Origin of the sequence: Psychrobacter sp. JB385 (assembly GCF_900163785.1) — a bacterium.
Taxonomy (GTDB): domain Bacteria; phylum Pseudomonadota; class Gammaproteobacteria; order Pseudomonadales; family Moraxellaceae; genus Psychrobacter.
This window is the reverse complement of record NZ_FUKN01000001.1, coordinates 143,745-158,679: the sequence shown is the minus strand read 5'-3', so window position 1 is coordinate 158,679 and position 14,935 is coordinate 143,745. Positions and strand designations below refer to the sequence as shown.

The following is a 14,935-nucleotide window of genomic DNA, read 5'->3' as shown; positions in this document are numbered from 1 at the left end:
CTAACTGGAGTGTCATTTTACAAGGAATGTTTTATGGATAATACGGCCCTCGCTTTACTTCCACTGGCACTTGCCTACATCATGTTTACTTTAGGCACAGGGCTAAAACCCAGTGACTTCAAGGTAATCGCCAGTCATCCCAAAGCGTTTTTTGTGGGTTTGGTCAATCAAGTGATATTCGTGCCATTAGTCGCATTGGTGGTAGTGCTGGTCATGGTGCCACCACCTGCCATGGCTTTTGGCATTATGTTAATCAGTTTTTGTCCAGGCGGTGTCACCAGTAATATTCTCACCTATTATGCCAAAGGTAATGTGGCGCTATCGGTTGCACTCACAGGCGTGGTCAGTTTGTTATCAGTCTTGACGTTGCCCATCTTTATCACCGTAGCCTTTGACCACTTTATGCAAGATCAAGCAGGCTCCATCAGCGCTGTAAAAATTGGATTAGTAATGTTCTTACTAACGACATTACCTGTTACGCTGGGTATGCTCGCGCGCTATAAGTTCACTAACTTTATGATACGTAGAAGCGGTACTCTAAACGGCTTAGCCAGTATCTTCTTTGTGTTGATTGTTTTTGCTGCTATTGCCTCTAATTGGGCACTACTACAGTCGCAACTTGCCAATATTGGCGTAGAGCTTATATTGATGATTATGGGCTTGTTTGTCTTAAGTATTTTGACCTCTCAGTTATTTAAGCTGAGCTGGTTCGATACCAAAACCATCTCGATAGAAACCAGTATTCAAAACAGCACGACAGCCATTACTCTTGCGCCCATTATTATGGGTACAGCAGCAGGTCTGCCAGCCATTGCCCTACCTGCTGCTGTGTATGGGGTTTTGATGTATGTGGTGGCGTTACCCGTTATTGCTTTGATTCGAAACAAGAGCGGATAATCGTGCCAAAAAAAACCACCTCATTTGAGGTGGTTTTTTCTTATCTGAAGCTATATAACTTACTGCATAACCAAATATTCAAATGCTGACAATGCCGCTTTACTACCCTCACCCATTGCAATATTGATTTGCTTAAACGGTACGGTAGTCACGTCACCACAAGCAAAGATGCCTTTGCGATCAGTACGGCAGCGCTCATCGATCTCAATCTCACCAAAGCGGTTTAAATCGACAAAGCCTTTGATAAATCCAGTATTTGGCACAAGACCAATCTGTACAAACACGCCTGATAAATCACGCTCATGCGTCTCACCCGTGCTACGATCTTGATAGACGATGGACGATACTTTGCCATCAGTCGCTTTGATCTCTTGAGTCGCAGCACCAGTGATGAATTCGATATTGGATTTTTCTTTGGCTTTATTGATCAATACTTGATCCGCTTTTAACTCATCAGCGAACTCTAAAACCGTGACATGCTTGACGATACCAGCCAAATCTAGCGCAGCCTCAACGCCTGAGTTACCACCGCCAATGACTGAGATGTCTTTACCCTTGAAGAATGGGCCGTCACAGTGGGCACAAAACGCCACGCCTTTACCGATATTTTCTTCTTCGCCCGGTACGCCAAGCTTACGCCACTGGGCACCTGTCGCCAAGATAATACTGCGCGTCTCAAACGTCTCACCAGTATTTAGGTTGATACTGTAGTTTTCTTCTTCCGTCTCGCCGATATCTTTGACACTCACATGCTCTTTTAACGTGATATTGTATTCAGCCAAATGCTTGACGAAATTGGTCGATAAATCAGTACCGTTGGTTAAAGGCACAGAGATTAAGTTTTCGATATCTTGCGTGTCTTTGACCTGTCCACCGATGCGATCAGCGACCATGGTGACTTTAAGACCTTTACGCGCGGTATAAATAGCTGCTGCCACGCCCGCAGGACCTGCACCGATGATAGTGACATCTTGCTGCTCTAATTGCTCAGCGTCGTCTTCCACGTCTGCCAACAAATCAGGAAACTGCTCTTGTAATTTTCCAATCAGTTTGGCCGTGTCGATTAACCCATTAGCAAACGGCTTACCATTCAAGAATACGGCCGGTACACCTTGGATTTTGTTTGCTTCTACTTGCTCTTGGAATAGCGCGCCATCGATCATCTCATTGCTTATGCCATCGTTTAACAGCGCAAATTGATTCAACGCTTGTACTACTTCTGGGCAGCTATGGCACGATAATGATACGTAGGTCTGAAACTGTAACGGCTTATTAAAGCGCTTGACCAGCTTTTGGATACCCTCGTCCAATTTCAGCGTATGACCACCCGCTTGTAGGATTGCCAAAATCAATGACGTGAACTCATGCCCGCCAGGAATACCGCTAAAGACGATACCTGTATCGGTCGATGCGCCATCAATGTGACTTACTACTTTAAAACTGATCGCGCTTGGCAAGCTGTCATCAGTCGCTTCTGCATCGAAATTAATTTTATCAGTCGTGCCTGCGATTTTGGTCAAAAAATCAATGAGCTCAGCGCGTTTACCATGCTCACCTCTACCCAATACAAAGGTAATAGGACGAGTCATGTTTTCGCTATAGCTCTTTACCGCATCTAATAAACCTTGATCTATCATATTTGTTCCTTATTATTACTGGATATGTAACGGCAACTGTCTCGTTGCGTACTTAAATGTTAATCAGTCAATGTGAGTTATTTTATTTAAAACGGTTTGGACAATGGAGTAATGCCCTTTGATGTCACTATTATCATAGGTTCTGGCAGCATGAGCAAGCTGAGAAACTCAAACCTTATCTTTTATAAAACCAATCATAAATCAAATAATTAAATTAAATACAAACCTACAGACGATTTATTGTCGTAGTATCAAGGGTGTTTTTTCGCTACAATCGAATAAAGGTAGCAGGAAAATTGCCTTACTACCCCGATAGCAAATTGGCTTTTGTATGTGCGCTTTAAAAGTTTTTTTGCTGATATTGAGTCAGATAGTTTTCTGCCTTAATACTATTTAAGTCTTAGAATCTTAACCATACTGCGCGATCGCTTGTCACAAATTTGCGCCTCATAATAAGGATGACCAGATGAGAAAGACGGAAACATTTCAAGACAATAAAGAGATTATTGCTGAACTCAAGCAAAAAGACAGCCATTTTGCGAGTATCTTTGATGAGCATACTGAGCTGGATCAGCAAATCAACCAGCTTGAGAAGGACGTGATACAGCATGCCAGTCGCGAAGAAGAAATAGAACATATGAAGCGACGAAAATTGCATCTCAAAGATGAGATTTATAGAGTGATTGAGAAAAATAAACCACACGCTTTGAGCGAGTAAACCATATTGAATTTTGGAATACGACGTTAATGTTATAAAACCCTGTCGTTACATACCATATTGAGACCATTAAAAAAAGGCTCTATCATTGCTGATAGAGCCTTTACTATATTTAATAATTATCTTTATAAGATAATGGTTTAAATATTAGATTTTACCAACAAGATCAAGACTTGGCTTCAATGTGTCACCGCCTTGTTCCCAAGCTGCTGGGCAAACTTCGCCGTCGTTTTCACGAACGTACTGAGCTGCTTTTACTTTACGTAGCATGTCTTTTGCACTACGGCCGATACCGCCAGCATGGATTTCAGCGACTTGAATCAAGCCATCAGGATCCACTAAGAATGTACCGCGCTCAGCCAAACCGGCTTCTTCAATCATGACGTTGAAGCCACGAGTGATTTTACCAGTAGGATCGCCGATCATTGGATACTGTACTTTACCGATCGCTTCTGAAGAATCATGCCATGCTTTGTGCGTGAAATGCGTGTCAGTAGATACTGAGTATACTTCTACGCCCAAACCTTTTAGCTCGTCATAATGAGCAGCCATGTCTTCTAGCTCAGTTGGGCAAACAAACGTGAAATCAGCTGGGTAAAATAGGAAAATCGCCCAGTTGCCTTTTACATCTTCTGATGTGATGGTTTTGAACTCACCATTTACATACGCATCTGCTGAAAATTCTGGGATTTCTTGGTTGATAATAGACGCCATGATTGGCTCCTTTATTGTTAAGTTAAGTGGAACATAATATAGAACATAGTTGTTTGGTTTTTCTATTAAGCCTTCTACGTTCTGGGCTACCTGACAAACTATACGCGAATTCTATCGTTAATCCAGTTAAAACTTTTTAATGTGATGTTTTGTTTTATTAAACTTGTTAAACTATTCTCTCTACTTTTTATTCTCAGCTTACTATAGATAAGTGACAGTTTTATTAAGAACCTGAAGAGCTAATGATTTCGAATAATGGTCTCGAACTATCGTGTCGAGTCAAGCAATATCATAAACTACACCGAAAGCCCATTAATAGAAGAGGTCTTATGATTACTTTACGTCAACTTGAATTTGCTCTAGCCGTGGCCAAACACCGACATTTTAAACGTGCTGCTGAAGACTGTAATATCTCGCAGTCTGCGCTGAGCTTGGGTATTGCAGAGTTAGAAAAACAACTGGATACACAGATTTTTGAGCGTAATAACAAGCAAGTATTGATCACGCCAATCGGTGAAGATATTTTGGCCCGAGCGCAGCGGGTCTTCTCTGAAGTGAATGATTTGACCACACGAGCGCACAGCCATCAGTCCGCGCTTGCCTACCCCATGACAGTTGGTATTATCCCAACCATTGCTCCTTATTTACTGCCAAAAGTATTGCCTGCGCTACGAACTCATTATCCAGAGTTTCGTATGAGCATTGTCGAGCAGCAAACAGAGCGTTTGCTTGAGCAAGTGCGTTATGGTCATATTGATACCGCTATCATTGCGTTGCCGTATGCAGTAGACGGCCTGCACAGTTTTGAGTTTTGGAGTGAAGATTTCTTTGCTGTTTTTCCAAAAAACGATGCGCATGCCAAACTTGATACCATCAATTCTGATGAGCTAGCCACTGCCAATCTCATGCTATTGGGTGAAGGGCATTGCCTAACTGACCAAACGCTGTCCGTCTGCCACTTCGACCGTACACAAATGAAATCCAGTTTTTCAGATGCCAGTCTCAATACCCTTATCCAGATGGCACTTGCCAATATGGGAACGACATTGGTGCCTGAGATGGCACTGGATCAGCTGCATTTACAAGATCAAAACGCCGTTGCAGTACCATTGGCAGAAGAAGGGCCACATCGTCATATTGCCTTTGTCACTCGCCTAAACTATGCGCGTGTCGACGATGTCAATCTATTGGGCAAGTTATTTAAGCAAGCGTTTGAAGATGCGGCTCAGAGCGGATCGAAAGATGCTGATAAACATAGTTGATCCTACATAAAAAGGTACGACCATAATAAGGCATTGCCAGCAATATATTTTCGTAGCCTTTGTCTGCGAAGGCACAGCAAGCAAGAAAATATGATGCTGGCAGTCCTTTATGTATTGTATGTTGGATTAAATATAACGGTGATGGATAAGCAATCAGGTTGATTATGAGAGAGTCGTCCCAGATGCGTATTGAACTTGGCAATCGTTTTGCACGGCATCTACTTGCGCTCAATAGCGATATCACGCCAGCCGAGTCACACACTCTGTGGCTTAATATTGCTGCGCATTACAATGAGACTCAGCGTACTTATCATAGCTTACGTCATATCCAGCAGCTGTTCTTTCAATTCGAACAAATTTGCCAGTATCTTCACGAGCCTCATATCATTGCGTTGGCACTCTATTATCATGATGTGATATATAATCCAAGACGTTCAGACAATGAGCTAAAAAGCGCTGAATATATGTCAGATAAGCTGTCCTCTCATCTGAATGACCAGCAATGCCAACATATCTACGACTTGATTATGATGACGGCCACTCACCAATTGACTGAATTGGCAGACGAGAATAAACGCAGCGATGCTGCATATATGTTGGACATGGATTTAAGCATATTAGGCATGCCTTGGCCTGAGTATGAGCACTATGCACAAGCCGTCCGTCAAGAGTATGCACATGTACCTACAGCAGACTATAAGATGGGGCGCACGCAAGTATTACAGACCTTGTTGGCGCACCCGCGCTTGTATCTCACTGAGCATTATCAGCAGCTAGAGACGCAGGCCCGTACAAACCTAGCACATGAAATCAATCTTTTACATGCATCTTGACAAACAACTCGCTCCCCTGCCGTGCTGGATGTGAGTGATAGCTAGGCTCCATAATATCAATACCAAAGCTGGCTGCAAAACGCTGCTCATATTCCGCTTTTGTGCCACCAAACGGCGGCTCATCTCGCCCAAACACTTTATCAAAGAGCAAACCCACTAGTTTGCCCTTGGGCTTGAGTAGCGCTGCCATCTGCTGCACATACTCATCACGGCGCGATGGATCAATCGCACAAAAAAACGTCTGCTCAAGCACCCAATCAAACTGATAGTCCTCAGCTGATAAAGTAAAAAAGTCGGCGCAAAGCAAATTTTTGGTGGGAAACTTAGGATAACGCTGAGCAAAGGCTGCAATAGGTGCTGGCGCAAAATCAACCAATGTTACATTGGTAAATCCTTGCTCGTGCAAGTAGCCTACTTCGTAAGCATTACCTGCACCCGGTACTAAAATGGCTTGGTCTTTAGCCGATTTAGGTAGTTGATCAATATAAGCTTTGAGCGGCGGTGATACCTCGCCCATGTCCCAACCGATACTGTCTGTCTCATAACGCTGCTGCCAAAATTTGGCTTCACTGACTGGTTCCATCTGACCTCCTTATCTTATTTAACATTTTAACTGTCCCGTTTTACCTGCCAATATATTATGCCAGCGCTGGTAATCTGGCATCGCTGTCGCAACCACTTGCCAAAATGCAGGACTATGATTTGGCTGATGCAAATGGCATAACTCATGGACAATCACGTACTCTGTGCATTCAAGCGGATAGGCTGGTAAGTAGGTAGATAGCCAAACGCGCCGCGCTCTTGTGTTACAACTGCCCCAGCGTGTGTGCATTTTTTTTAAGCGTACCTCATTGGCAGTAGCGCCAACGATTGGTTGCCATTTTTCAAATAAGGCTGGTATGACGTCGGTGAGCTGCTGCCGATAATATGCCATTTTTTCATCGTGATTTAACGAAAACGGCTGCTCGCAACCCCATAACAATAGCGGATTGTCGCTATTTGAAAGGTTCTTCAAATTATCAGATGGACGCTGTTGGTTGCGTTTGTATTGCTCCAATACTTGTGCATGATTGACAATCGCCCATGGCACACGCTTAGCGATTGCTTGTTCAATTTGTGCGCTGCGAATTTCTCTTGGTACAGAGACTGTCAATGTATGCGGCTTAAGACGAAAATTGATGTTTTTGACGTGCTTCTTGGTCACATGTAACTCGATACCTGCTTGAGCAAGACGCGCCTTGGCATCTGTCCATATCGAGGTGTGGTCCTGTAGCATCATCTTTTCCTTAATTATGCTGCTCCTGCCGCGCTGGTCATCTCGGTCATCACAGCCTCATTCATCACCATTTCGTTTGCTATAGTACTGCTTGCAAATGGTTATCAAAAGACATCTTATGTAGCTGGCTGGTGGCCCATACACGCTCAGTGTCATTACTGGTATCTGATTCGACCAGTGACACATGATTCACATGCAATGTGGTTAATTGACCTTGTCCATCACTAACGATAAAGCCCGACTCTTCACGCTGATTGTTTGACTTGGAAACTATGTTTGCGCTATCTGCGATGAGGGCAGCGCCTGCACAATCTGGTAAGCTGATGCTGTCGATCAAAGCGTAAGTATTTAAATCAAAGAGTGCGGCACATCCGCCAATCGGTGTGGTCACACATAACTGATTGCGCGCGCTGTCTACTGCCACACTGGCAATATATTGATGAAAGCGCTGCCACTGGTTATGCGGCATGCGTAGAGGACAAAAGTCAGTATCGCCGCGTTTATGCGTCAATACCAATGGTACATTAACATGCTTATCCCCTTGGAACTGAATGCCAATCATCACCGTACCATTATCGTGCATCGCCAAGTGACGCACACTCATTTGATTGTGTTCAGGTTCGATTTGCTCAAGTAACGACCCATCATAACGATCAAGATAAACCAGCGATGGGCGCATGCTATCTAGATTCAGCTCTTCACGTGAGGCTTGCTCAGTTTTGATACCGCCATTGGCAATGACCAGCGTTTTGCCATCTGGATGCATGATTAACTCATGTGGCCCAATGCCATGCGAGTCAAACTCTGCTATCTTTTTATAATTCTCCTGAGCGTCATAAAGACCGATTTTACCGTTTAAACTTACCGTGTCATTCTCGGTCACATAGAGCCACTTTCCATCAAGACTGTAGCAAGCATGGCCATAAAAATGTCGATTGTCTAAAGCATTAATAGCGGCTTTTACTTGCCCTGTTGCAGCCTCTAATACCCAAAAGCGTTCACTGGGACGACGACCCATTACTATGACGTCACGGCTTTGAGCCACATTATTATGCTTGTCTTGGACATTGATAATTGGCTGCACCACAATATCATGGACACGTTCAGGCATGGTGGTTTGCCAAACGATTTGCCTATCGGCATCGATACCAACAACGCCAAAATCGTTGACATTATTATCACCTTCAGCTTGGGCATCGTCTGTGTCTTGCAGCGCTGTATTACTCTTTAGCATTGAAGCGACACCGCTGACCCAGCAGACAGGCCGCGGCAGTATGGTCGTGGTATGCGCTGCGCTGACACTGGTGGTATCAGAGCTAACCACCCTGCCGCTACCGTCATCCGCTAGCGAGTCACTACAATAAGCACGTTGCCATGCTATCGTTGCTTGCTGACAAGCGTTGCCCAAACGACTTAATTGCCGCCTAGATACTGACGGCAATGCACGAAACTGTGAGCATATACCAGTCACATAATCTTGCAGGCTGGCATCTGGATGCTGCTGCTTCCGATAACGATGATGAATACCGACCAGTACCCCTGTGCCTATTAAGGTCAGTGCAGACGTCACTAGCAACTCATTCGCCAGCTGTTTCGTAACCTCTTTTACTTGACTATTACCAGACCCAGATGACTTATCGGATGTTTCAGGTATAGGCTGCACTGGCGTTGCCTCGATAATATGCATGGGTTAATCGCCATCAGTACTATTAAAGCCAACTCGAATGCCGAGCGCTGGAATCAATTGACGTTTAATCAAGCGAGTAATGGTCGTCATATGATTTAGCAGTTCTTGCTGGGTAGCCTTATCAGCGGTGGCCAAATCTTCTGGCATCTGCGCCAATAATGTTGTTGCATCAGCAAGCGCAGTCGATAGATTATCCGCCACTTGATTGTCATTATTAGTACCTAAAATCGCAGTCAACACAGGATCAGTCATGGTGTCATTCAATGTCGCCAATTTGGCATTGATGATGGCACGGCTTTGACCAGCGGTAGCAGCTGGCAGATGACCTTTGGCTTTACCTGCCAAGCCTAATGGCTGTTCAATGGCATTGGACTTCATGGTCTCAACCAAAGACAACAAAGAATTAAACCATTGATTTAGCCCTTGATCGCTTTCAGCAGTTTTATCCATTGCCAATAATTGGGTTGCGTTTTGCTGCCAGTTTTTCTCGATGTCCTTTAGGCGTGTGCTCAATGCACTACTCGCACTAATCACGTAAGCACATTGTCCAGCATCTAAACGCTCATTGGCATACAGTGCTTCTTCCAACCCCGGTACGCCTTGGACGATGGCACTCTCGTTAGCAAGCTGCTCAGCTGTCAATTCTGGATTGGCAGCGATAAGCTCAGCAACGCCACTATGTACCAATCCACGCTCATCAGGATAATAGTTGATATACAGATTGCTCATGCTGGCAGTTGCTGGACCAAAATTTACCATTTCAGCCCGTGCCCATGCTTGCGCCAATAGCAACCATTGCTCTCGCAATTCTTGTAGCTTCTCGCCGCTTACTGGTGCTTGTTGGCAATGCTTTTGCGCCAAATCATGCAGCACATCGCTTTGTTTGGCTGCATCCGCGTATGCTGGAATGACGATATCGTTTGCCACGTGCATCAAGTAGGTTTTTTCAGTGTCGGCGCTGATGTCTACGGCAGCAATTTTAGTTGTGCTTTCAGTTGCCCCTTCTTCTGATGTGGCAGGCGCAGGACTGTCTTGCGCGACCTTTTGGCTGTTTTCATCTGGTGCTTTATTTTCGTCAGCAGGTTTTACGCAGCTGATCAATAACCCAGCACTTAGGGCAGATAAGGCCATTGCTAAAGCATGGTTTATTTTCATACAGTTCTCGGTTAGTGATTTGTATAATAGTTTTTACAATGATTTTAAGAACGCATTCAATTCATCGCGTCCCTGTTTGTCCAACTTTAGGACTTGCTGCTGTTGTTTTTTGGCTTCTCCGCCATGCCAAAGCACCGCCTCCATCAACGTACGAGCGCGACCATCATGCAAAAACGTCGCTTGTGAATCGACGGTTTTGGCAAGACCAATGCCCCATAATGCAGGCGTCCGCCATTCGTAAGAGTTGGCTAAAAATTCAACTTGCGCATCTCTTGGTGGTAGCTTACCCGCAACTGTACGATCCGCAAGATCATCACCCATATCATGCAGCAATAAATCTGTATAAGGATAAATCACTTGCCCATGCTGCTCAAGGTGATCGTCATCCGTTTTTGGCAACTGATATCGTGGCGTATGGCAACTTTGGCACCCCATGTCATAAAAGCGTTTTTTGCCTGCCAGTACCTGTTTATCATCCGCACGTCGTCGATGAGGTACAGCCAAATTGCGGGTATAAAATTCCACAAATTTTGCCACTTCATCATTCACTTCCACAGGTGGTTTGCCATTGCCTTGCTCATCAGCACCTGTTGTCGCACTTAAGCATGCGGTCTGCGCTGGCATACAAGACTCGTGAGGACGAATGTTCGACGTCAATCCCATGTCTTCGTTAAAAGCACTTTGGTTTTGCGTAATGAGCTTGGTTTGACCTGCTTTCCAGCCAAAGCGCCCAAGCGCCTGCTTGCCTGTTTGCGGATCTAGCACCCAGTTGAATTTACCACTGATACCTTCGTTTGGGCTATTTTTGTTAGGCGCTATTGCTTGTTTTTTGATATCTTCATCTGGAATTTGCTCTAATAATCCCAGTCCAATCATTGGCAAAGCAACTCGCGGCGATAGCATCAATTCTGCATCAAATGCTCCATAGCCTGGGTTGTCCAAGGTAAAAGTGGGTGCGCGCAACGTTTCGACATGACCGTCAGCGAACGTGATAGGTTTGTCCGCCCACTGCACCGCAACTTTTGCTTCGGCAGGTACGCCTTGAATACCGCGGTCTTGTAACTGACCACCATACATAGGATGCGCGATTTTTTCGATAAGTGAATCTTGTAGCTGTTGTCGTTGCTGATCCGTGGTGGCTGGCATAGCAAGACGAATGAGCAGGCTATCAGCATCATCATCTGCATTCATTGGTGCATGACCTCGACCATCTTTTATGTGGCAGGACTGACAAGCAGCAACATTAAATAAGGCACCCAGACCATCACGGCTGTCTGTACTGGCAGGCGCAACTACCCACGGCTGCCGAAAAAACGCATTACCAATAAAAAACGACCCTTTACGCGATGCCGTCAAGTTCGAGGAAGGTTTGGAGTAGCTTTCAGCACTACTGATACTGATACCTGTGTCGCCGCCCTGCTTAATCTCTTGTGGATCGAAGCTTGCCAGCTGCTGCATAGGTACGCCAGAGAGCGTCTCTATAACCTGAATACGCTCAGGTGCAAGCGCTTGGTTTTGATCGTCAGTAGCTGCTACGTTTTTATTATCAGCACTTTTGGATTCGTTATTAGCTGGCTGACAGCCACTCATCACTAAAGCACATACCAAACCAAGTATCAGCTTTGCAGGAAAGGTATGAGTGGCAGCAGGTCGATACAATAAGGCAGACGGTTTAGATTTTACAATATGTGAGGCGTTCATGAGGAGTACCTTAGCCCTAGCTTAGAATCGTGCTATAAAGTATGGTGCTTTTAATGTGTCATTCATCACGGCACACCAAATCGTTTTTTATACTACGCAAAAAACACGCTGCCAACTGCCGCTGGCAACGCGTCCCGCTTATTTACCAATCATTTTATGATTCTAAGTATTGGTCACTTTAGAATTGCGATCCAGCGTCAGCATCTAGATTTTCGATACCGACCGCTTTTGCCGCATTTTCGATACCGTCAGTGAGCTCTTGTAAGCTTGTAATAGCTTTTTCAATCCAGCCACGGCGGATATTTTGTTCTTCAGCAGAAATGCCTTGTTTGCTCGCTTGACCCACAGTAGCAATCATTTGATCAACCTTGATGCCTTCTTTTTCGCCTTTTTCTACAATGACGTTAAAGGCATTTTCTACTTTGATAAAATCAGCAGCCAACTTCTCAGCCGCTTCTTGATTACCAGTATCAGCCAAATAGTTTTTTACACCATAACCACCGACCGTTTTGCCAGCGACTGTCCTGTAGCTGCCGTTAAAGACATTTTGAATACCGCGAGCATTATTGGCATAGCTTAGATGCGTTAAATCACTGAAACATTCGTGTTCATCTTCGGTAGACCCTGTGACAAAAGCAACCTGCATACGCTCAGAAGCAAGCTCTCCCAATGCCAAGCTGCCCATCTGGTACATCACTTGGCGCAGACCGTTATCGTACTTACGCGCCATAAGATCACTGCGTAACGTATTGTCACGTTCAGGCTGCCACTCAGCTTCCATCGCTGTGAGGTCATTTACCAATAACTGCGCAGCCGCTTTTAAGAACGCACCGCGACGCTCACAGATGCTGGCATCTTCATTGACCATATCGCCACTGGTACATTGACCAGCCTGGGTGACATAATCGCTTACTGGGCGATTACCCGCGCCTTCTTTTACGCCATTGGTATCTTGTCCCCACAGCATAAACTCAATCGCGTGGTAACCTGTGGTCACATTGGCTTCACTTCCCCCAATCTCATTCATCTCTGCCAACAGCTCAGGTGTGATTGTGCTGGTATCTTGCTTGACACTGCCAACTGTAATGCTCTGGCTATTGATAATATTGTCTTTGCTACTGTACTCACCTTCGTATGTGTCACTGACATAATCAATCAACGCTTCATCAAGTGGCCATGCATTTATCTGCCCCTCCCAGCTATCTACACTAGCAATCGCTCGTTTATCATTGGGTGTGACAAAGCCTTCGTCAAAACGAAAAATCTCCGTTTGCGAGTATGGCTGACGCGCCATTTTATAGGCAGCTTTTGCGGCATCTAGATTGGCTTGCGTGGGCGTTGCCACGTAGGTGTCAATGGCTACTTGTAGTGCTTTTGCTGTATCGAGTGAGTCTTTAAACGCAGCATGCGCCATATTGGCATAACTGATCATCAGTCTATCAGTATAGGCCTTGTCGACCGCTGATAGCGCTGTATCATCCGTTGTCTCTGTGCTTTGCACATTTGACTGCGTGGTCACATCAGCAGTCGTGTCTTCATTGGTCTGCTTAGTGCAGCCTGACACCATCAATAGCCCTGCAAGGGTCGCAGCCAAAGTTGTTGGTAAAATCTGACGGCGCATTACTGTGGTAATCGTCATACATATCCTCAAAAAAGACAGCAAAAATAAGTTGGATTTGATTGAATAATAGTCGCTATATTGAATACTGCGACCTTATAAACACTTAGCAAGCGGTTAACTGGTTACCATATCTAATAAGCTAATTTATATTACATCAACAAAAATATGTATAGATTATAGGTTTATTGATAATCATTATCAACAAATTATTTTGCATTGTTAACTGTCTCAAAATTCCTCTCGCTCTTTAGAATAAAACCTTTAGACATAACGTATGAATCAATAACCTTACGAGTCATTGCTATTATTTAATTTTCCATCATGTTAAAAACATAATGACGTGGCAGGCAGATTTGATGGCTAAACGTCACCCAAAAAAAAAGACCAGCCAATTGCTGATCTTTTTTTATGAATGATTTATATAAGTATTATTTATATAAAACCAAGATTAGTTAACGCTCTGTGGCGAGTTGATGGTTAGCTCAACACGGCGGTTTTGCTGACGTCCACTTTCAGTATTGTTACTAGCGATTGGACGGGTTTGACCATAAGCAATCACATTGATACGGTTAGAAGCAACACCTTGAGCAGTTAGGTAGTTAGCAACTGAATAAGCACGATCACGTGACAGACCCATGTTGTAAGATGCCGAACCTGTGCTGTCAGTATGACCAGCAATGTTTACTGTGGTTTTGTTATATTGGTTCATCGTTTGTGCAAGCTTGCTAAGCGTAGGCTTGAATGATGAGTTCAAAGTGGCATCATCAAAGGCAAACGTAATGCTACCTGGCATAACCAAATCGATATTACCCGTTGTTGGGTTTTGTTCAACTGATACACCAGTACCAGCCATTTGCTGCTCAAGCTGCTTGGCTTGACGTTCCATGTAGTAACCAACACCTGCGCCTAGAGCGGCACCGATAGCGGCATCACGACCCGTTTGATCGCCACCAGTTGCTTTAGAAATCGTTGCGCCGCCTACTGCACCCGCCAAAGTACCAAGTGCGGTTTTGTTTAGACGTTGTTGCCCAGTGTTTGGATCCGTAGAACAACCACTAAGAGCTAGACCTGATGCTACTGCTGCGACCATTAATGTATTACGCATAATCGTTCCTCTTAAGCTTAAAAGTTATAGCAACTAAATAGATAAACATTAAATAAATAGCTACTAAGTTATAAGTAAAATGTGCTTTTTATAGATATTTGGTATTAATTCCTTCTAGGTGCATATATGCACTCGTCATTATTATGGCAATTACATTCTAATCGTGTGTAATATTTTGTCACATCTATGTATAACATCTATATATAAACATTCCATCGTGGTTCAAAGTACGCTGACATAAATAGCTTATTTTTGATACCTTATCGCTTTTATCACCAGTCACGTTTACACTCGTACACTAGGATAGGTTTCTGCTAAAATTACACGAT

General features: G+C 44.3%; 13 protein-coding genes. 4 read left to right on the top strand and 9 right to left on the bottom strand.

Going from position 1 to position 14,935, the window contains the following annotated elements; all coding sequences use genetic code 11:
• Positions 1 to 33: 33 nt before the first annotated feature.
• Complete coding sequence (locus tag CZ794_RS00630; RefSeq protein ID WP_087039720.1) at positions 34 to 897, top strand: bile acid:sodium symporter family protein; 864 nt, start codon at positions 34 to 36, stop codon at positions 895 to 897.
• Between the two features lie 59 nt (positions 898 to 956).
• Here CZ794_RS00630 and ahpF read toward each other — a convergent pair whose 3' ends face one another.
• Complete coding sequence (ahpF, locus tag CZ794_RS00625; RefSeq protein WP_087039719.1) at positions 957 to 2,534, bottom strand: alkyl hydroperoxide reductase subunit F; 1,578 nt, start codon at positions 2,532 to 2,534, stop codon at positions 957 to 959.
• A gap of 466 nt (positions 2,535 to 3,000) precedes the next feature.
• On the opposite strand from ahpF, the gene CZ794_RS00620 reads away from it, so the two are divergent.
• Positions 3,001 to 3,252: a YdcH family protein gene (locus CZ794_RS00620; protein ID WP_087039718.1), complete on the top strand. Its 252-nt coding sequence runs from the start codon at positions 3,001 to 3,003 to the stop codon at positions 3,250 to 3,252.
• Between the two features lie 147 nt (positions 3,253 to 3,399).
• On the opposite strand, the gene ahpC is transcribed toward CZ794_RS00620, so the two are convergent.
• Positions 3,400 to 3,966 (bottom strand): alkyl hydroperoxide reductase subunit C, encoded by a 567-nt coding sequence (ahpC, locus tag CZ794_RS00615; protein ID WP_057761534.1) that lies wholly within the window; start codon positions 3,964 to 3,966, stop codon positions 3,400 to 3,402.
• Positions 3,967 to 4,295: 329 nt separating this feature from the next.
• On the opposite strand from ahpC, the gene CZ794_RS00610 reads away from it, so the two are divergent.
• Positions 4,296 to 5,228, top strand: coding sequence for a hydrogen peroxide-inducible genes activator (locus CZ794_RS00610; RefSeq protein ID WP_087039717.1), 933 nt, complete (start codon positions 4,296 to 4,298; stop codon positions 5,226 to 5,228).
• A gap of 164 nt (positions 5,229 to 5,392) precedes the next feature.
• The gene (locus CZ794_RS00605) at positions 5,393 to 6,061 is read left to right on the top strand and encodes a hypothetical protein (protein WP_087039716.1); all 669 of its coding nucleotides are present in this window, start codon (positions 5,393 to 5,395) and stop codon (positions 6,059 to 6,061) included.
• On the opposite strand, the gene CZ794_RS00600 is transcribed toward CZ794_RS00605, so the two are convergent.
• The 7 genes from CZ794_RS00600 to CZ794_RS00570 all read right to left on the bottom strand — a co-directional run bounded on the left by CZ794_RS00600 (position 6,039) and on the right by CZ794_RS00570 (position 14,606).
• A complete protein-coding gene (locus tag CZ794_RS00600) occupies positions 6,039 to 6,644 on the bottom strand; it encodes a methyltransferase domain-containing protein (protein WP_087039715.1) in 606 nt (201 codons plus the stop codon). The genes CZ794_RS00605 and CZ794_RS00600 overlap by 23 nt on opposite strands.
• Positions 6,645 to 6,662: 18 nt before the next feature.
• A complete protein-coding gene (locus CZ794_RS00595) occupies positions 6,663 to 7,337 on the bottom strand; it encodes a M48 family metallopeptidase (protein ID WP_087039714.1) in 675 nt (224 codons plus the stop codon).
• A 79-nt stretch (positions 7,338 to 7,416) separates the two neighbouring features.
• Positions 7,417 to 9,024 carry a DUF1513 domain-containing protein gene (locus tag CZ794_RS00590; RefSeq protein ID WP_087039713.1) on the bottom strand — a complete coding sequence of 536 codons (1,608 nt, stop codon included), beginning with the start codon at positions 9,022 to 9,024 and terminating at the stop codon, positions 7,417 to 7,419.
• A gap of 3 nt (positions 9,025 to 9,027) precedes the next feature.
• Positions 9,028 to 10,179 carry an imelysin family protein gene (locus CZ794_RS00585; RefSeq protein WP_087039712.1) on the bottom strand — a complete coding sequence of 384 codons (1,152 nt, stop codon included), beginning with the start codon at positions 10,177 to 10,179 and terminating at the stop codon, positions 9,028 to 9,030.
• A 33-nt stretch (positions 10,180 to 10,212) separates the two neighbouring features.
• Complete coding sequence (locus CZ794_RS00580; RefSeq protein WP_087039711.1) at positions 10,213 to 11,880, bottom strand: di-heme oxidoredictase family protein; 1,668 nt, start codon at positions 11,878 to 11,880, stop codon at positions 10,213 to 10,215.
• Positions 11,881 to 12,058: 178 nt separating this feature from the next.
• A complete protein-coding gene (locus tag CZ794_RS00575; RefSeq protein WP_087039710.1) occupies positions 12,059 to 13,519 on the bottom strand; it encodes an imelysin family protein in 1,461 nt (486 codons plus the stop codon).
• A 430-nt stretch (positions 13,520 to 13,949) separates the two neighbouring features.
• Entirely contained in the window at positions 13,950 to 14,606 is a 657-nt protein-coding gene (locus tag CZ794_RS00570; protein WP_087039709.1) for an OmpA family protein, read from the bottom strand.
• Positions 14,607 to 14,935 lie beyond the last annotated feature (329 nt).